Below are 19,738 nucleotides of genomic sequence, written 5' to 3' on the forward strand. Positions count from 1 at the left end.
ATGTCTTTGAACAGGTTGTTCTCAACATATACATTACTTGCCTGCTTCCCGATCATAACACCAGCGTAACCATAATCGTAAAACTCGTTGTTCTGTATGGTTATCTGTTTGTTAGAACTGGTAGCTGTACGGGTTTCCAGGTCAATTCCGTAATCCCTGAAGTTAGTGAACGTGTTGTTCTCGATGAGAACTTTCTCACTGTTCTCTATCTCCACAAGACCTGTACTGCCTGAGTGTCCCAGGTATGACTGGTCGGGGTTACTGAATGTGAAACCTGTTATCCTGACTTCTGTTGCGTCATTGATGCGGAATACACTGTAACCTTTCAGCACAGCATCGTTTCCGATCATTTCAATCCCGGATTTCAGTGAAACCGATGAGCTGACCATATATGTCCCTGCATCTACCAGGATGGTACCCTGGTCTATCGCATTGACCGCAGCCTGTAAGGCTTCCACATCGTTGCTTCCGCTGTATACGACCTCTCCGTTATTTGTCTCTACGACCGTTGTTCCGGCGTTCCTGAAAACACTGATATCGTATGCTGCATCCCCGTCACCACTATCTTCCGGTGTGGTGGCAGGTGGAGTCACAGTTCCGCTATCTTCCTCAGTGTTATCCGGGGTACCCTCTTCATTGTCCGTGGGAGGGGTTTCGGGTTCCGGCTCAGGTTCATCCAATGTGACCAGTTCCATGCCCCCATTGAGAGTATAGAACTTCGATATGTCCTGATTCATCAGATTTACCAGGTATCCGTGCCCGAACTTGGAGTACGTGTAGGCGTTGTAATCGGCAGAATCATCGAAGGTGTTGTTACTGAGCGTGAGCGTGTTATCCTGTATTATAGGAAGCATCTTCACACCCATCTTTGCACCTGCTATCTGCCTGATATCCTTTATCTCGTTATCCTGCATGACCACGTTGTCCGCATCCTGCAGGTTGATACCGGTCTTACCTACTCCGGCGATATCATTGTTGTTTACAACAGCATCGTCAACATTCTTTAACACGATTGCACCCTCGTCTCCTTCCAGCCAGTTGTTGACATCAACAATTGTATTGTCGGAGACATTTACCTTGAAGTAGGGCTTAACCACTGTTCTGGCGCTGTTTCGCCCTCCAAGCACGTAGATGCCTGAATCCTGTTTTTCCGCAGTGAAGTCGCCCTTGATGTAGTTTCCGGTAACGGTGACATCATGCACGGGTACAGGATATTTATCATCGCTGTTTATTTGTGCGACTGATATTGGTATCCTGCAGTCTATGATCTCATTGTCTTCAATGAAAAGATAGTTCGCACCGTGACTATCGATACCTTCCCACACGGGATTGTTCTCGATTGTATTGTTCCTGATGTAAATGTATTCCGAATACTGGTAAGTGCTGCTTCCCTTGGAAACCGCAACACCATAGGAGTTCCCGCTAAGTTTTCTTGTATTGATGTCTTTGAACAGGTTGTTCTCAACATATACATTACTTGCCTGCTTCCCGATCATAACACCAGCGTAACCATAATCGTAAAACTCGTTGTTCTGTATGGTTATCTGTTTGTTAGAACTGGTAGCTGTACGGGTTTCCAGGTCAATTCCGTAATCCCTGAAGTTAGTGAACGTGTTGTTCTCGATGAGAACTTTCTCACTGTTCTCTATCTCCACAAGACCTGTACTGCCTGAGTGTCCCAGGTATGACTGGTCGGGGTTACTGAATGTGAAACCTGTTATCCTGACTTCTGTTGCGTCATTGATGCGGAATACACTGTAACCTTTCAGCACAGCATCGTTTCCGATCATTTCAATCCCGGATTTCAGTGAAACCGATGAGCTGACCATATATGTCCCTGCATCTACCAGGATGGTGCCCTGGTCTATCGCATTGACCGCAGCCCGTAAGGCTTCCACATCGTTGTTTCCACTGTGTATTACATTTCCCTCGCTTGTCTTGACGACTGTTGTGCCAGAGTTCTTAGAAACACTTATGTCGTGTTCTATGCCACTGACATCGCTCGTATCATCACTTTCATCCGGGGTCGTGGCCGGTGGGGTCACAGTTCCGGTATCAGTATCTGATTCGCTTGTCTCGTCAAGGGGACGGGGTTCCGGCGGAGTCAGTGGTGGATCGACTGTTGATGTGGTCGGTGTGGAGTCCGTCAGGACTGTGAGTTTTAAGGCACCACCGAACTTTGACTGCATCTCGTTCACCAGCGTTGCGCTGTATGTATAACCGGAGTTTGCATATCCATGGTATCCCACGGAGCTGTCAAAACTGTTGTCTCTGATGGTTGTGCTGAAGCTCTTCTTCACAGCTTGCATCTCTATGCCCTTTGTAGAACCTGATATCTTAATGAGGTTCTTTATGTCGTTATTCTGAACGACCAGGTTATCAGCGTTCAACAGGTTGATGCCAGTGCCTCCAACACCTATTATGCGGTTGTTATCAATGATTCCGCCGTTGACGTCCCTCAGGACTATGGCTCCGTCATCGCTGACCAGCCAGCTGTTCACATCCATGATGGTATTGCCGGAGACATTTATGTTTGTGTATGGCTGAGCATAGTTGCGCGCGCCCAGAACATGTATCCCTGAATGCTGTTTATCCGGAGAGTTCATGTTCCCTTTCACATAGTTCCCGGTAATCACTATATCGTGGACAGGCAGGGGATAGGTCCCCTCATTGGTCTGGTAGGAGACGGCGATTGGCACTTTACAGTCAATAACTGTGTTGTCCTGGATATAGACATGGTTTGCACCATGGCTGTCTATGCCTTCCCATACAGGATTGTTCTCTATCCAGTTGTGCCTGATATAGATGTGCTCCGGGTGCTTGTAAGAGTTACTTCCCTTGGCAACAGCGACTCCATAGGCATTTCCATTCACTTTCCTGGTATTGATGTTCTTGAAGGTATTATCCTCCACATAAATGTGATAGGATTGTTTCCAGATCATAACACCGGCATAACCGTAATCAAGGAACTCATTGTTCCTGATGGTTATCTGCTCGTTGCTATGGGACGTGGAACCCACGGCCACATTAACACCATAATCCCTGAAATTGTGGAATGTATTGCTTTCTATGAAGCAGTTCTTGCTGTTCACGATATTGATGAGACCGGAGCTGCTTCCAACAGACCCGTACAACTGGTCAGGACCGGTGAATTCAAGTCCTCTCACTTTGACATTTGTTGCACTGCTTATCGTGAATATCTTGTAACCTTTAAGCACGGCATTGTTCCCGACTAACTCGATATTGGACTTCAATGACACAGGTGAGCTGATCATGTATGTCCCTGAGTCTATCAGGATAATGCCATTGTCAATAGCATTGACTGCGGCCTTCATGGCTCCTACGTCGCTGTTTCCGTTGTAGACCACCGTTCCATCACTTGTCTTTACAAGTGTTGTACCGGAGTCTTTAGAAATGCTTACCGTGTAATCGATATCTTCGGAGCTTCCTGTTAGGGCTGCTGAAGAGATCACTGCTCCTAAACTTAAATTAAGGAACAAGAAAACCATGAATAGGCTTATCGTTTTTCTTGTAGCATCCATTTTTTGACCTTCTCAACTCATGTTTTTCATTAAAAGTGTTTTTTGTAGTAATCCAGGTCAACCTGTCCGAAACATGCTCATTGATTCAGTATAAAATTCTTCCAAAGACTCTTCGGCGAAAATAAATTTCCACAAGTCCTTTTTATATGACGAATCTTGTATAAATTATGGCATATTGTGACAGGCTTTTTCTAAATATAGTTTAAACTATATATATGCTATCAGAGGTAAAAAAGCTACCAAGTTTGCCTAAAACGCATTCAAGAGCTTAAAAAATCTCTGTATGCCAGGTTAGGCATTAGTTACATCGTATACTAATTTCCATGCTAATTCATGGTTTAAAAAAGATACTTTCTCTTCGAACTTTCCTCCGTTCAACAGCAAAAAGAGAGAAAAATGTTTCTTTTCGCGATCAAAGCATTACCCGGGTATTTTTAAAGAAAAATATTTTTGCTTCCTGTCCCACTATTTGACAGGGAGAATTGGGACAGGTCCATACACTTTTCGGTAATATCTGCAGAGGCATCAAAATGGATCTGGCATTCTGCAGAAAGATCTATAGCGTTATCTTCTATATCTATCACATAGTCTTCTGTCACATGTGACACACTGATCGCACTTCTTGGTTCCAGTATTGTGACAAGTTCCTTGATCCTGTTCTTTTGCACAAGCACATTGTTTGCGTTCTCAAGGTTTATGCCGGTTCCTCCGACCTTTGATATACTGTTGTTGTAAATAAGTACTTCATCAACATTGCGTACTACTATCGCACCGTCATCCCTGTACAGCCAGTTGTTGACCTCTGTAATGGTGTTATCCTTCAGAACTACATTGATGTATGGCTTGACAACTGTTCTCGCATTGTTGCGTCCACCGAGAACATAGATACCTGAATCCTGTTTTGCGGCATCGAAGTTACCCTTTATGTAGTTACCTGTGATAGTTACGTCATGTAAGGATTCTGTGTATGTATCATCTTCAGTGATGTGTGAGACTGATATCGGTATTCTGCAGTCTGTAACCTCATTGTTCTCTATGTAAAGATGGTTGGCCCCGTGACTGTCAATACCTTCCCACATAGGGTTGTTCTCCACGATATTGTTCCTGATATAGATGTATTCTGCATACTTGTATGAAGTACTCCCCTTGGCAACAGCTATACCGTACGAGTTTGTATTCAGCAGCCTTGTGTTGATATCTTTGAACAGGTTGTCATCCACGTAGATCTGACTGGACTGTTTACCGATCATCACGCCACAGTAACCAAAATCAAGGAATTCGTTATTCTTAATGGTTATCTGCTGATTATGGTCAGAAGTGGAACGTGTTACGAGATATATGCCGTAGTCGTTGAAATTGCTGAAAGTGTTGTCCTCTATCAGGCAGTTATTACTATTAGCTATCTGCAGGACACCATAACTCCCACTGCGTCCGGCATACTCTTCCAAAGGACCTTTGAACTCGAAACCTTTTATCCTTACATTGGCCGCGTCGTATATCCTGAATACCTTGTAACCTTTGAGTATGGCGTCATCACCGATCAGCTCTGTGTTCGATCCGATCAGTATTGTTGAAGTGATCGTATATGTTCCCGGCCTGACAAGGATCGTTCCCTGGTCAATGGCTCTTGCCGCAGCCCTGATAGCACTTGTATCATCGCCTTCGTAAAGGACTGCCTGTGTACTGTTATCAATAACCTGCGTCACAGTTCCGCTCTTCTCAACAATGATATCAGGTACTGGCTCTACTTCTTCTATTTCAGTTTCTTCTTCCGTTATTCCATATGTGTAAGCAAAGTACGCTACAATAATAATGAGCAGGAACACTAGTACTAACCCTATCTTTGATCTATTCATTTTTACCCCCGCCTCCGGTATTTATGATCAGTCTACTATAGGTAACTTATTTATTAAAAAATGATTGTCAGAACTCTCCGGGAATGGATAATAACCTTATTTATTTTTTTTAATCCTGCTGAAAATCGTTACTATTCAAAAAAGATTATATATGAGTTAGGTGTAATAGTTAAAGGGGGTAAAAATGAGAGTTCTCATTGATATAGGACATCCTGCGCATGTCCATTTCTTCAAGAATATGGTATTGGAGCTGGAAAGAAATGGTCATCAGGTGCTTGTAACTGCCAGGGAAAAAGACGTTACTGTGAATCTGCTTGAGTCATGCGGCATTAAGTATGAGGTCCTTAGTAAGATTGGTTCTGGAAAAGGTAGTCTTATCCGTGAATGGGTTTCAAGGGACCTAAAACTACTTAAGGTCGCAAAGAAGTTCGATCCGGATATCCTGATGGGTGTCCTTAATCCATGTGTAGCGCATGTGGCATGGCTTACCGGAAAGGCGTCATTCATTTTCACGGATACTGAACATGCCAAACTTGCGAACTACGTTACACTTCCTTTTGCAGATCGGGTGTTCACTCCTTCGTCCTATGCGCGGGACCTGGGGAGTAAGCAGATAAGGTATAATGGATTCCATGAGCTTGCGTACCTCTATCCGGGTTACTTCGAGCCGGACCCGGATTTCTTATCAGATCTCGATCTGAAAGAGGATGACAGGATAATAGTGCTCAGGTTCGTTTCATGGGGGGCAAGTCATGACATTGGTCAGCATGGGATCACAAATAAACTGGAACTTGTTCAGAAGCTGGAAAAGTACGGAAAGGTGTTCATCACCTCGGAACAGGAACTCAATGGAGGCCTTGAGAAATACAGGATATCTGTCAGTCCTGAAAAGCTACATGATCTCCTTTATCACGCAAGCCTGTATCTTGGTGATGGTGGTACCACGGCTGTGGAAAGCGCGATACTTGGTACGCCGGCGGTGTATGTTTCATCCCTTGTGGGGACCATGGGTAACTTCACTGAACTCGAGACTAAATACGAAATGATCCACTGCTTCAATAATTCAGAAGAGGCTCTCAGAAAAGCTATCGGGATACTCAGCGATCCTGAATCAAAAAAGCAGTGGGCGATCAAGAAAGATAAACTCATCCGGGATAAGATCGATGTGAACGAGTTTATAATGGGGCATATCAATCAGATCTCCGGCAGGGCTAAAAAAGAGGGACCTATCCTAGATAAGATCGATGTGAGCAAGTTTGGAATTAAACATATCGATCTGATCTCGGACAAGGCTAAAAAGTAGTTCCAGGTGTCGTAATGTACGAATCGATAAGGCATAATCCGGATATATGGGCTAAGTTCATCGGCAAGGACGAGGAGCTGATAATGCACTCTGGTGTAGACAGTTGTTTTGATTTCGGCCGCTGTCAACTAAGTGATGTCTTATCTCCCGATGTATCCCGGTCTTTGATAGACAGCGGGTTTGAAGTAGTCCTGCCGGAAGAAAAGAAATTTGCTCTTTGTCTGACACACGATGTAGATGATATATATCCCCCTCTGCCGCATACTTTGCTTTCCATGTTCCATTCGGTAAAAGGTGCGAACATGAGTCAGTTGAAAAAACATGCTTTATGGAGGTTCAACGGCAAAGATTATTCTCCGTATCTTAATTTCAGGGAGATAATGGATATTGAGGAAAGCTACGGAGCAAAGTCATCATTCTATTTCCTGACTGCAGAAAAGGATCCTCGCCGGTTTCGGTATGATATCGAGGACGCAGGCAGCTATATGGGAGAGATTATAGACCGGGAATGTGAGGTTGGACTTCACGGTGGTTATTTTTCCTATGCTAATTATGATGATCTTGTAAAAGAAAAGCAGAAACTTGAAAATGTTCTTGGTAGTGAGGTGATAGGTTTCAGGAATCATTATCTGCGTTTTAAGATGACCGATTCATGGGAGGTCCTTTCAAAAGCCGGGTTCAAGTATGATAGCACACTGGGATTTAATAATGCAGTGGGTTTCAGGAATGGGTTGTGTCACCCCTTCAGGCCCTATGATGCCGGGACAGGTAAATCACTGGACATTCTGGAAATCCCTCTTATAGTTATGGATTCCGCACTCTTCAATTGTACCAGCTCTTTTAAGGATTCCTGGGAGCTTATAAAGGGGATACTTGATACCGGTGAGAAGTATAACGGCATAATCACTTTGTTATGGCACAATAGTTCCTTTAGTACGCCTTTCAGGAAGGACTGGAGGAATCTTTACATAAAGATACTTGATTACTGCAATCAAAAGAATGCCTGGATAACAAGTGGTGAAGATATTTACAGGTGGTGGGATAATACATATATCAACTATTCATGATCCGCAAGTGTGGGATACATTTGTTGAGCAGAGCCCTTACGGGACTATTTTCCATAGATGGGATTTTTTGCATACAGTGGAGAAGCATACGGGATATACGCTTTATCCTCTGGGCATGTACATAACAGAGGAACTGATCTGCGTGATACCTCTTTTCTTCAGGAAAATACATGGGGTCAAGGTTGTCTTTTCCCCTCCTCCGCAGACCGGGATACCCTATCTTGGTTATGTGCTGAGTTCGCGGCTTGATGGCATGAAACAAAGCAAGCGGGGGCAGCGTATGTATGAGATCGGAGAGCTGTTCGCAGAAGAGATCAATCGTCTGGGTGCTAACTATGTATCCATTTTACTGACACCGTCATTTACTGACATCAGACCTTTCAAATGGCATGGTTTCATGATCGACCCTTTATACACTTTTGTGATCGATCTGCAAAAACCACTTGAAGATATATTGAAGGAGTTCAACGTCTCGAAAAGAAAGATCATTAAAAAGAACGAGAGCTCAGATATGCAGCTTGTAGAGGACAAAGATGTCTCTCTTTTGTTCGATCTCTCTGTACAAAGATATGATGAACAGGGGCTCAAGTTCCCTGTCACGAGCAAAGCCTATATTGAGGAATTGCAGAGGCTTTATCCTGATCAGGTGAAAGTTTATTACATAAAGGATAAGGATGGCAACACTCTTGGGGCCGTCATGACAACGGAACACAGACGTGTGACATTATGGATCGGCAGCGTAAAACCAGATACCAAGGCTCCTGTTAATGAGTTCTTATACTGGGAATTCATTAAGAAAAGCAAGGCTGAAAATTACGAGCTGCTTGAACTGGGGGGAGCAGACATTCCCCGGTTGTGTGCTTTCAAATCGCAGTTCAATCCAACAATAGAGACAAATTACAGGATATTCAAGAAAGACATGGTGGGGAAAATGGCAGAGTGGACCTATCTGAATGTTTGTAAAAAGAGCAAGTTCTGACAACTTACCTGTTTGGTGGCAGCATATATCTTAATCCGGGGGGTTGAATATTCATATATCTATTGTTAATGATCAGCAGGTATGGGACCAGTTTATAGACGAGAGTTCTTACGGGACCATCTTTCATAAATGGGATTTCCTGCGGACCGTGGAGAAACACACTGGTTGCGAACTTTATCCCCTCGGTGTGTACATAACAGAAGAATTGATATGTATAATTCCTATTTTTTTTAAAAAATTCAACGGTATAAGGATGGTATTCTCTCCTCCTCCTCAGTCAGCAATCCCCTGTCTTGGTTTTGTAGTGAGTCCCCGTTGTGACATCATGAAACAGAGTAAGAAAAGCATGCATATGTATGATATGGGGAAACTGTTTACAGAAGAGGTCGACCGGATGAATGCAAACTATGTTTCCATTGCATTGACGCCGAAGTTCCATGATGTCAGACACTTCAAATGGAATGATTTCACGATCGACACAATGAGCACATTTTATATTGACCTGCAAAGGCCTCTTGAAAATATATTCAGGGGTTTCAGTTCTTCAAGAAAGGATGCAATTAAAAAGCTGGACAGGTATGACCTGGAACTGGTGGAGAGTGACGATATTTCTTCGTTCTATGACAGCTCGGTTGAAAGGTATAGGAAGCAGGGTCTTAAGTTCCCTGTTGCAGGTAAAGAATACCTTGAAGAACTGCGCAGCCTGTACCCTGACGAGGTAAAGCTGTACTACATCCGTAACAGAGAAGGCGATCTCCTGGGCAGCCTGATGACCGCAGAGTATAAGAGAATAACCATGTGGCTGGGAAATGTAAAGCCGGAGGCCAGTCTCCCTGTGAATGAGTTCCTGTACTGGGAGCTTATCAGGAAGGGCAAGGATATGGATTATAATGAGCTTGAGCTAGGGGGTGCGGATGTTCCAAGTATTGCAGCATTCAAAGCCCAGTTTGACCCTTCTCTCCGGATGAAGTACAGGCTTGTCAAAAAAGATTGGATCGGTAACATAGCAGAGTGGGCATTCTTCAACATCTATAAGAAAACTATCTGAAAGGATCGTGGCCTGGAGGGTGTGTCAGACCCTTATTCCGCCATGAAACCCTGTCTGTCAATAAACAGGCGCATCCACAATTCCACTGATATGCATCGCCATATTTCTGTTCCTACAAATATACTGGAAGACTTGCCTTCCACCAGTTTCTCATACATACCTCTTACCATTTCCCCGTCCCAGTACCTTCTTTTGCGGAAACTCTCCGAGTCAATGATCCTGTGGATGATGTCTCTTACTGCTTCATCCTTCAGCCAGCTCTCCTCAGGTGTTGCAAAACCTATCTTATCATGCCTTGAGAGTATGCTTTGAGGCAACTCTCCCTCCATTGCCTGCCTGAATGTGTATTTTGTGACTCCGTCATGGATCTTTTGTCCCGGGTCCATGGAGAACAGATATTCTACGAACCTGTGATCCAGGAAAGGTACTCTGGACTCAATGGAGAATCTCATCGAATTCTTATCCTCGAATCTGAGCAGATGTGGCAGTGAGTATGTGGCAAGACTGCTATAAAGTGCTTCATCCAGCGTGTAAATGTCCCATCTTTCATCCTTCCTGTCCTTATGCTCTGTGACAAAATCAGATGACAGGAAAGGCACTTTCCGGTTATTATAAATGAATCTCTTGATGCTTGAAGGTGTCATGCGAAGGAAAAGGTATATAATTGGCGAAAATGACCTGGACTTGGCATAACAGCTATTAGCCTCTTTCAATAAAAGAGAGAACTTGAACCGTTTAAGTAACTCATAATAATAGTACCCATGAAAATAGTGATAACCTGCAAGGACCTCATCCGCTCCCTGGCCATCCAGAAGTACCTTCATTCCATTATCGCTGGCAAGTTTCATTACTCTGTATTGTCCGTATACACTTGTCCCGCTGAAAGGCTCTTCCTGGGCAAGGAAAAGTTCCTGCAGATCGTTGATAAGTTCTGAAGGTTTCGGACTGATACAGAAGTTCACCGAGTTGGCCATGTTGTTGATCTCCTGCTGGTACACTCCTTCATCAATGGAATTACCCGGAAATCTCAGGGAGAATGTTTTGATCTCTGCATCAGGGTCTACCTTTCTCATGGTCACGACCACCGCTGATGAGTCAATACCTCCGCTAAGGCAACTTCCCACTGGTACATCTGAAATAAGCCTTTTCCTGACAGAATCCGTGAATATCTCTTTTACCTTCAGGTGATCGTTCTCCTCCTTTACAGACTTTGTCTTTACATCATAATACTGATCGATATCTATTTTTTTGGATGAGAGGTCGAATATCATGTTGTGACCCGGCATGAGTCTTTTTATACCGGTGAAAAAAGTGTCTTCACAGTGATCTGTCAGATTGAAGTAAAGATAGTCAAAAACGATAGCCCTGTTCTCCTCTCTGGGAATGTCATGTTCAATAATTGCCTTGATCTCCGAGGAAAATATGAATCTGTTTCCGTCAAAATGATAATACACCGGCTTTATGCCAAACCTGTCTCTGCTAAGGAAAAGGATGTTCTTTGTCTTATCATAGATGCAGAAAGCCCACATCCCGTTGAAATGCTGTACACAATCGGCTCCGTATTCTTCATAAGCATACAGCACGACTTCAGTGTCGGTGTGGCTTCTAAAGTCATATCCTTTTTCAATAAGTTCTTCTTTAAGTTCTAAAAAATTATATATCTCTCCGTTGTATACCAAAATTATTGTGCCATCTTCGTTTGCCATGGGTTGGTGTCCCTTTTCTGACAGGTCCTGAATGGACAGTCTCCTGTGGCCCAGAGATACTTCATCATCCAGATAGCTTCCTTCATCATCCGGTCCTCTGTGTTTGATAGACTCGCACATTCTATTAAGTATCAACTCATCATTCCAGTTAAATCCTGCAATCCCACACATGTAACCACTCTCCGTAATTTTATAATGACCGGAAAACCCCTTTTCCGGATGTCTGTGATCTTATTCACCCACGAATTCCTGCTTTTCGATGAACAATCTCATCCATAATTCTATTGATACGCATCGCCATATCTCCGTTCCCACGAATATGGCAGATGTTTCTCCTTTCAATAATTTCTCATACATATCCCGGACCTTTTCCCAGTTCCAGAAATCTCTTGCCATAAAGCTCTTTGAATCTAGTATCCTGTGAACAATGGGAACCACAGCTTCGTCCTTTAACCATTTCTCTTCAGGGGTCTCAAAACCTATTTTATCATGCCTTGAAAGTACGCTTGCCGGAAGATCATCCTCCATTGCCTGTCTGAATGCGTATTTGGTTACCCCGTCGGATACCCTTAGTTCATTTGGCATGGATAACAGATATTCCGCAAGTTTGTGATCAAGGAAGGGAACTCTTGATTCGAGGGAGAATCTCATCGAGTTCTTGTCAACGAACCTGAGAAGATGCGGGAGTGCATAGAACAAAATGCTATTGTACGCTGCTTCACTTAAGGATGATATGTGCCATCTCATGTCCTCGCGTGCTGCATTCTCTTCAATGAACCTGCGGGCTAAATGTGGCGCTTTCTGATGGTTGTACAGATATCTCTTGATGCCGTCGGGTGTCATGCGCAGGCCAAGATAGGTAAGAGGTATGAATGACTTCGATTTAGAATAATATTGGGTTGCCTCTCTTAATAACTGGGAAACATCGAATTGTTTGAGCAGTTCATAATAATAATATCCGTTAAAGTAGTTACTTCCGGAAAGTACCTGATCGGCTCCCTGCCCATCCATCAGTACTTTTACACCTTCATCGTGTACCAGTTTCATTATCCTGTACTGTCCATATACACTTGTTCCACTGAAGGGCTCTTCCTGCGTAATGAACAGGTCCTGCAGATCGTCTATAAGTTCGGAGGGCTGGGGAGTAACACCGTAATTGGTCGAATTTACTTTTTCATATACATCTTTCTGGTATGAAGCTTCGTCTATCGCCTCTCCCGGGAATTTCATGGAAAATGTTTTAATTTCCGCTTCAGGATTGAGCTTTCGCATCGTAACAACGATCGATGATGAATCAATGCCTCCGCTCAGACAGCTTCCCATGGGAACGTTACTGATAAGCGCCCTGCTGACTGATTCTGTGAACAGTTCCTTGATCTTTCTAGGGTCGTTTGCATTTTCGACTATATTTTCCTGAACATCATAATAACGTTCGATCTCCAGCCTGTTGCCCGCAAGATCGAATATCATGTTATGGCTGGGCATGAGCCTTTTTATACCGGTGAAAAAGGTTTCTTCACTATGATCTGTCAGATTGAAATACAGGTAGTCAAATATTATACTCCTGTTCTCCTTTCTGGGAATGTCATGTTCGATAATTGCCTTGATCTCCGAGGAGAATATGAATCTGTCTCCTTCAAAGTAATAATACATCGGTTTTATGCCAAACCTGTCTCTGCTAAGGAAAAGGATGTTCTTTGTCTTATCATAGATGCAGAAAGCCCACATCCCGTTGAAATGATGGACACAGTCGGCTCCGTATTCTTCGTAAGCACGCATTATGACTTCAGTATCGGTGTGACTTCTGAACTTATGTCCTTTTCCGGCAAGTTCTTCTTTTATCTCCGGAAAATTGTATATCCTTCCGTTATAGATCAGAAGTATTGTACCGTCCTCATTGGACATAGGTTGTTGATTATTTCCGGGCACGTCCAGTATTGCAAGTCTTCTGTGCCCTAGAGATACGTGATCATCTACATATGCTCCCTTTCCATCCGGGCCCCTGTGCCTGATCGATTCACACATTTTCCTGAGTAGTGACTCATCCTTCCAGTTAAAGCCTATAACCCCACACATTTTACCACACTATGATACTATGTTTATTCCCTTATAAGAATTACTGATAATAGTTCGTATTTTTATTTCAGCAAGATTAATTCTTTCTTATATCCTCATAGTTTTTTATCTGAATCTTGAGAATTGTAATGAGTAACTCATATATAGGTTGCAACGCTGTTTGACTCGTATATCTTATTATACTCTTCAAGGGATGCCCACAGTTGTGAATCTTCAGGATAGTAATAGTCCAGTATTGATTCCATAGTGGGAGTTGAAATGAACTCTCCATCTTCTATCGTGGCTAACTTCAACGGCCTCTTGTCCAGTTCACCTGTCCTTATCAGTATGGGTTCTGAACTGTTTGCTCTGAGGAAATCATTTTCAGACGGGTCCACTTCCAGTATGTGGATTTTTTCCATATATGGTGCTGTTTCCATGTACCTGTGTGTCACAAAATCTACCATCACTCTTCCCTCTGATAAATAGCCTGCATGGTCGAAACCGTCTGTTTCTTCTTCGGTCAGATAGAATGTATAGAAGGGCCTTTTGACAATCGGATTATCTGATGCGACAAAATCATTGGATACTGACAGGAATACCAGGACTACGAACAGCAGGATCAACACCCTTTTGGTATTCTTCTTCGATCTCAGGTAGGTTGTGTAAAATCCAAAGGCAGCAACAATAACGATGAAAATGAATGTGTACTCTCCGAATCTCTCTATATTGAAGTGTTCTCCAAATTTGCTTATAAGAAAACCAGGACCGGGGAATGATATAGCGGTGGTGAGCAAACCTGTCAGACATATCATCTTTGCAGGTTCGGATACATTTTCCCGTTTCATAGCTTCCAGCGTTCCAATGAGCACGAAGAAGAGTATGGGGGAGTATTGCAGATAATTGAACAGTTCCTGAAAAGGAGCCGTCAGGACCGACTCGGTAGAAATACTGGTCGGGGCAGGGGCCGTGAGGTTATTGATGATCATGGTAAAAAGGTCTGTTGCAATGTATGCCCAATAGCCGAGTGTTGCAACCACAGCAAACGCCAGATAATCAAAATCAGTTATTCTATGATCCTTGCTTACACTATAGATCCTCTGGAGTGCATACAACAATAGCAATACTATGAGCACGAAGGGTATGGACACAGTGTGATATGCGATTATAGCTACTGTGATGAGAAGTGCCAGGAATATTCTCCGTGAATCTCTGTTATATAACAAGGCCAGTATCAGTAATACCTCAATGAACGATATAGTGCTTCTTGCAATTGCTGCCAGTCCGTATTTGAGGATCTCGGGATAGATAGCAACAAGCAATGCGGTGATGAGTGCCAGTTTCTCTTCCCGGAATATCTTCTTTGATAACAGGTAGGCTGCTGGAGGAATGAACGCAAAGATTATACCGTTTGTCAGATACATGACCTTATATGCTGCGATATCAAGTGATGTAACCATATATGCCGAGGCACCAAGTATGTGCCAGAGAGGGAACGAGGAGTAGAGGTCGAAATTCTCGGTAATGCGCCCTCCATCGACCAGGATCTCTATCATCCATGTGTGGAAGAAAACATCTGTTCTTTCTATAAAGAAAGAGTAATTCAGGTTCACCCCCCAGATTATATCAAGCAACAGGATCATAATCTGGAAAAGTATTATCCATGATCTTTTCTGTGAACTTTTGAATAAAAGTATCTGGGCCAGTACAAGCAGGCCCATTATAGCGATCACTCCGTAGTAACTGTATGGCCTTACAAGGTTGCTATGCAGCAATATCAACGATATGCTGAAGAATATAAAATAGGCGGACAGGAATAACTTAAAATACTCCTCTTTCATTTCCAAAAGATAGTCTGTATTTTTGCTCTGCACCGCATATATGAGAGGTGCCAGAAGCATTGGAACTGCCAGATATGTGCCAAGGAGGGTCAGGTTAGGCTGCCCCATTAAAAACGGTATTGCAAGGCCTACAAATGCCATTACATAACTTCCAAATAGAACCAGCCCAAAGGTGGCCCTGTACATCCTTTTAGTACCCCTAATATTAACAACCCCTAAACCACTATTCAATTTTTAATTATATGATTTAAATCCATCCCTCTTTTCTTGAGATTCTCAATGTGACCAACGTAAGGACTATGTAAGTGATCATCCACGCGTAGCCAAATCCCAGTATCCCGTATTCTGCGAGCAGTATATATGAAAGCCCGATCAACATTAAGAACCTGAGAAGATTGATCTTGATTAGTTTATTTACCTTCATCTGTAAGTTTAATATGGGGACAAGGAAATTATGCAAAGCTACAAAAAAACTTGACAATACAAGGATCTGAAGCAAGGGTAAAGATTCGATATAGTCTGCTCCGAACAGCTGCAGTATGGTGGCACCAAACACATATATAAAAATTATACTGGGAACCAGCAATACGAGCACGGCTACTCCTGATCGCATGAGGTTTCTTTTAATGCCTTCTCCGTAGCTACCCTCTATGAAAAGTGAGGTACTAATGGCCGTGGGTGCTATCCAGATAAGATTGCTTACGGCATATGCGATATAGTACAGGGCAGCTTCTTCCTTTCCGACAAGGCTCAATATGATCGTAGGCATTAACAGGGAAGGACTTTCATACAGCAGGTTGGAAATGTAATTTCCTGAGGAGAAGGTGAATGATTCTTTCAGGAATACTTTGTCGATCTTGGCTTTTAAATTAGCTTTTTTACTTAACAGGTGAAAGCTGAAGATAGTTGAAAGTATGTATGTAATGCCAATGGCTACGAATATTCCGAAGTTTCCCAGATATACAAGAGGTATGAGCAGTGGGACCCTGGAAGAAAGAACAAGGTTCTGCAGGAAGAAATCCTTTGTATCCCTCAGTGCTTTGAAAGCTTCTCCTGACATAAAGAACATCGAGTTCGCCACTACTGTTAATAAGAAAAACGCGGCATAGCCTGTTTTCTGAAGAAGGGATATATTGTGGAGTACATTATTCACGATCAACAGGTATATTATCGCTACAAATGCAGACACTATGGTAGTTATTATAATGGAAGTGTTCAGAACGCTCTCTTTTGCGCTTAAATTTATAAAACGTATAAGCGAGAAATTAAAGCCCATGCTGGAGATAAATACGATCAGCCCGAGGGTGGATATCAGTGCAGTTGCAACACCTACTTCCCCTGTAGGGTACAGCCTGGCAGCTATCAGCCAGAAAAGGAAACCTACCCCGACATTCAATAGCCTTCCCAGTAGCAGGAATATTGAGTTTCGGTAAAGCGGATCTTTCAGACTGGCAGTAAGATCCTCAACATTTATTCTACGCCCCCCTATAATGGGACTTAGTATCTGTAACCATTTCATATGTGTATCACTTATAAGTAGACCCGGTTCAAAGAAATCTGAATAACCGTTGTTAATTATCAGAAACGGTCCTACTATCTATTGTTATTGGTAATTGATATTCATTGACCCAGTATTTGCATTATATAGAGGCTAATGGTTGCTATAAACGCTATCGTCAACGGCAAGATACTCATTCGGAAGAATGAACCAATATCTTTATTCCATTCATCGGATGCCTTTAGCATCTTTCTGGAGGCAAGCAGGACTATGAGGGCAAGAGCTCCGAATACACTTTGATCAGAAAATCCACTATTTATACTTATATTAATTGCTTCTGTTGCAGCATTCTCCGCCACGCCCGAATCTATTAAAACACTGGGATGTATAAGCACCGCTAACGTTCTACCCACTCCAACTAACTTTGTATATAAGGACAGATAACATTAGTCATTTAATGAACTTAACTTTTACTATCTAAATCAAGTAATTCACTAATACAGAAAATATGGGCTCTGTAGAAAACCTAATCGTGATCAAGATCATTGGGCTTAATCCTGTAATTATACTCATAAATTAGTGGTACATTCCAAATTATAGAGATTCTGAATTATTGCCTGAATATTGAGGATTTCTACACAGCCATTTTTATCTCTTATTAAGGACTTTTTTGAATATAATTACAAAAACCCTTAAATACCACTTCCACCCATCTCATCCATAATGTCAAATTCTACCACAACTCACACTTTATGCAATGTATCTGTAGTAGTGGTAGTGCTACACGCTTGAGCATGATAATAGAAACTTTTCTGGCTCAAGCGCGCTGTTTTTGGTTAATTTACTGATTAGTGTATCCTGTGCCGGAATCGTTTCTTTCCACGGAGAATCTAAATGAAAGAAATGAATGGAGCAGAAATCTTAGTTAAATGTCTGGAGGACCTGGGAGTCAAACATATCTTTGGTTATACCGGAGCAGCGATACTCCCTGTATTCCATGCTCTCCGGCAGAGCGATATTGAGATCGTAGTCAATTCCAACGAGCAGTCATCGGCATTCAGCGCGGCGGGGTATTCGCGATCAAGCGATCAGGTCGGTGTTGCCGTGGTCACATCCGGACCTGCCATTACCAATACTCTCACAAGCGTTGCAGATGCTTTTGGTGACAGCATCCCTCTGCTTGTCTTTGCAGGGCAGGTCCCCGAGCATAAGATAGGCACCGACTCATTCCAGCATATCAATGTCAAAGGGGTCTTCGGGGATGCAGCCAAGAAGGTTATCCAGCTATCAAATGATGATAACATCGAAGCAATAATCAAGGACGCCTATTACTATGCGATGTCTGGAAAACCAGGGCCTGTAGTCATAGATGTTCCTCTGGACAAACAGCAGAAGATGCATGAATACCAGTATATGAACGTCCTGAGGTTCGAGGAGAGTTATCACGATGACAGGCACCTGTGCGAGGAGCAATGCGAAGAGTTCTACCAGATGTTCCTTAACTCCAAAAAACCGCTTCTCTATCTTGGAGGTGGCCTGAACTCAGAAGCAGGAAGCCATGCAATCAGGAAATTCAATGAGTATTTCGGGATACCCTCAGTTAATACTCTCATGGCAAAAGGTGTCGTTGATGCAAGGAATGAGCTCAATCTCGGAATGCTGGGAATGTTCGGCACACCCTGTGCAAACATGCTGATTCAGGAGAATGACTTCTTTTTCGCTATCGGTGTCCGCTGGGATGACAGGGTTGCGGAAAAGGTCGGATTCGCAATAGGTACCGACATAGCCTACATTGACATCAATCCTGAGAAAATGCACCAGATAAAGATCGAACGCGGCCCGAAGTTCACATTCATAGGCGATGCTGCCACGGCTATCCGGGACCTGCTGAACTACGCTAAAAAGCACAACATCACACTTGATATACATGAGTGGCAGGAACGTGCCAGATCTCTGAAAAGGTCTTGGCCTCTTGATCACAACCGGGAATCCGGATACATACAATCCGCCGAGGTCATGGCTCTGCTCGCAACTTATGTTGACGGGAACACAAAGATAACCACAGGTGTCGGTAACCACCAGATGCTGGCGGCCCAGCATCTGCCCATGCAGAAAGCAAAATCCTTCATGACATCCGGGTCCTTCGGCACAATGGGCTTTTCCATGCCAACATCCATTGGTGTCCATTATGCGAACCCGGATGCGAGGGTTATAGCCATAGACGGCGACGGCAGTCTCAGAATGAACCTTGGAGAATTGCATACTATAGCATCACTCGATCTGCCTGTCAAGATACTCATGCTGAACAACAGAAGCGACGGTATGGTCCAGAATCTGCAGGATGCAGCCTACGAAGGTGCCAGGACAGGAACACAGAGAACAAAGGATGTCCATTTCGCTGAAATTGCAGAATCATTTGGCTTCAGTTACGCAAAGAGAATAAACGACAGGAACGACCTGAAAAATGCCATGAAAGCATTTCTGAATTCAGAAGGGCCATGTTTCCTGGAAGTCTGCACGGACAGGGAAGAGATCCTGTACCCGAAGGTCCCTGCAGGAGGAGCTTATAAGGATATGATCCTGGGACCGTATATTAAACAGGTATCTGCTGGTACGAAAGATTGAATCCATCTGCCGCAGATCATAAGTGTGCATTTATAGAAAAGAATATTTATAAAAAAAGCGTTTAGCAACCCTGTAGAAATCCTTTATGCTCAGGTATAAAGGAGAATTCTGGAAATATTTTTATGTATTGTAGGATATTGGAAGTATCCGGCGGTCCTGTCTGGATGAAAACGGCCCATATATGCTACCTACATAGCTCATTTAACGAAACACATTAG

12 protein-coding genes are annotated in these 19,738 nt (G+C 43.2%); 5 read left to right on the forward strand and 7 right to left on the reverse strand.

Annotation, left to right across the window (positions count from 1 at the left end):
• Positions 1 to 3,542: right-handed parallel beta-helix repeat-containing protein (locus CUN85_RS10990; protein WP_135390369.1), on the reverse strand; the 3,542-nt coding region annotated here is incomplete at its 3' end.
• Between the two features lie 434 nt (positions 3,543 to 3,976).
• Entirely contained in the window at positions 3,977 to 5,398 is a 1,422-nt protein-coding gene (locus CUN85_RS10995; protein WP_135390370.1) for a right-handed parallel beta-helix repeat-containing protein, read from the reverse strand.
• Between the two features lie 184 nt (positions 5,399 to 5,582).
• On the opposite strand from CUN85_RS10995, the gene CUN85_RS11000 reads away from it, so the two are divergent.
• The 4 genes from CUN85_RS11000 to CUN85_RS11015 all read left to right on the forward strand — a co-directional run bounded on the left by CUN85_RS11000 (position 5,583) and on the right by CUN85_RS11015 (position 9,795).
• A complete protein-coding gene (locus CUN85_RS11000; RefSeq protein WP_135390371.1) occupies positions 5,583 to 6,701 on the forward strand; it encodes a DUF354 domain-containing protein in 1,119 nt (372 codons plus the stop codon).
• Between the two features lie 14 nt (positions 6,702 to 6,715).
• Positions 6,716 to 7,768, forward strand: a complete 1,053-nt coding sequence (locus tag CUN85_RS11005) for a polysaccharide deacetylase family protein (RefSeq protein WP_135390372.1) — start codon at positions 6,716 to 6,718, stop codon at positions 7,766 to 7,768.
• A gap of 76 nt (positions 7,769 to 7,844) precedes the next feature.
• On the forward strand, positions 7,845 to 8,747 hold the full coding sequence (locus CUN85_RS11010; protein WP_235856310.1) for a GNAT family N-acetyltransferase: 903 nt from the start codon (positions 7,845 to 7,847) through the stop codon (positions 8,745 to 8,747).
• 43 nt (positions 8,748 to 8,790) lie between these two features.
• Positions 8,791 to 9,795, forward strand: coding sequence for a GNAT family N-acetyltransferase (locus tag CUN85_RS11015; RefSeq protein ID WP_135390374.1), 1,005 nt, complete (start codon positions 8,791 to 8,793; stop codon positions 9,793 to 9,795).
• Positions 9,796 to 9,827: 32 nt separating this feature from the next.
• Here CUN85_RS11015 and asnB (CUN85_RS11020) read toward each other — a convergent pair whose 3' ends face one another.
• From asnB (CUN85_RS11020) to CUN85_RS11040, 5 genes are all read right to left on the reverse strand, one after another.
• A complete protein-coding gene (gene asnB / locus CUN85_RS11020) occupies positions 9,828 to 11,672 on the reverse strand; it encodes an asparagine synthase (glutamine-hydrolyzing) (protein ID WP_135390375.1) in 1,845 nt (614 codons plus the stop codon).
• Positions 11,673 to 11,732: 60 nt separating this feature from the next.
• Positions 11,733 to 13,577: an asparagine synthase (glutamine-hydrolyzing) gene (gene asnB / locus CUN85_RS11025; protein WP_135390376.1), complete on the reverse strand. Its 1,845-nt coding sequence runs from the start codon at positions 13,575 to 13,577 to the stop codon at positions 11,733 to 11,735.
• Between the two features lie 137 nt (positions 13,578 to 13,714).
• Positions 13,715 to 15,538 carry a hypothetical protein gene (locus tag CUN85_RS11030; RefSeq protein WP_135390377.1) on the reverse strand — a complete coding sequence of 608 codons (1,824 nt, stop codon included), beginning with the start codon at positions 15,536 to 15,538 and terminating at the stop codon, positions 13,715 to 13,717.
• 106 nt (positions 15,539 to 15,644) lie between these two features.
• A complete protein-coding gene (locus CUN85_RS11035) occupies positions 15,645 to 16,916 on the reverse strand; it encodes a lipopolysaccharide biosynthesis protein (RefSeq protein WP_135390378.1) in 1,272 nt (423 codons plus the stop codon).
• A 101-nt stretch (positions 16,917 to 17,017) separates the two neighbouring features.
• On the reverse strand, positions 17,018 to 17,308 hold the full coding sequence (locus CUN85_RS11040; RefSeq protein ID WP_235856305.1) for a hypothetical protein: 291 nt from the start codon (positions 17,306 to 17,308) through the stop codon (positions 17,018 to 17,020).
• Between the two features lie 481 nt (positions 17,309 to 17,789).
• Between CUN85_RS11040 and CUN85_RS11045 the strand changes: the two genes are divergently transcribed.
• Positions 17,790 to 19,520, forward strand: a complete 1,731-nt coding sequence (locus CUN85_RS11045; RefSeq protein ID WP_135390379.1) for a thiamine pyrophosphate-binding protein — start codon at positions 17,790 to 17,792, stop codon at positions 19,518 to 19,520.
• Positions 19,521 to 19,738: the final 218 nt, after the last annotated feature.

It is taken from the genome of Methanolobus halotolerans (assembly GCF_004745425.1).
In the GTDB taxonomy this organism is placed as follows: Archaea; Halobacteriota; Methanosarcinia; order Methanosarcinales; family Methanosarcinaceae; genus Methanolobus; species Methanolobus halotolerans.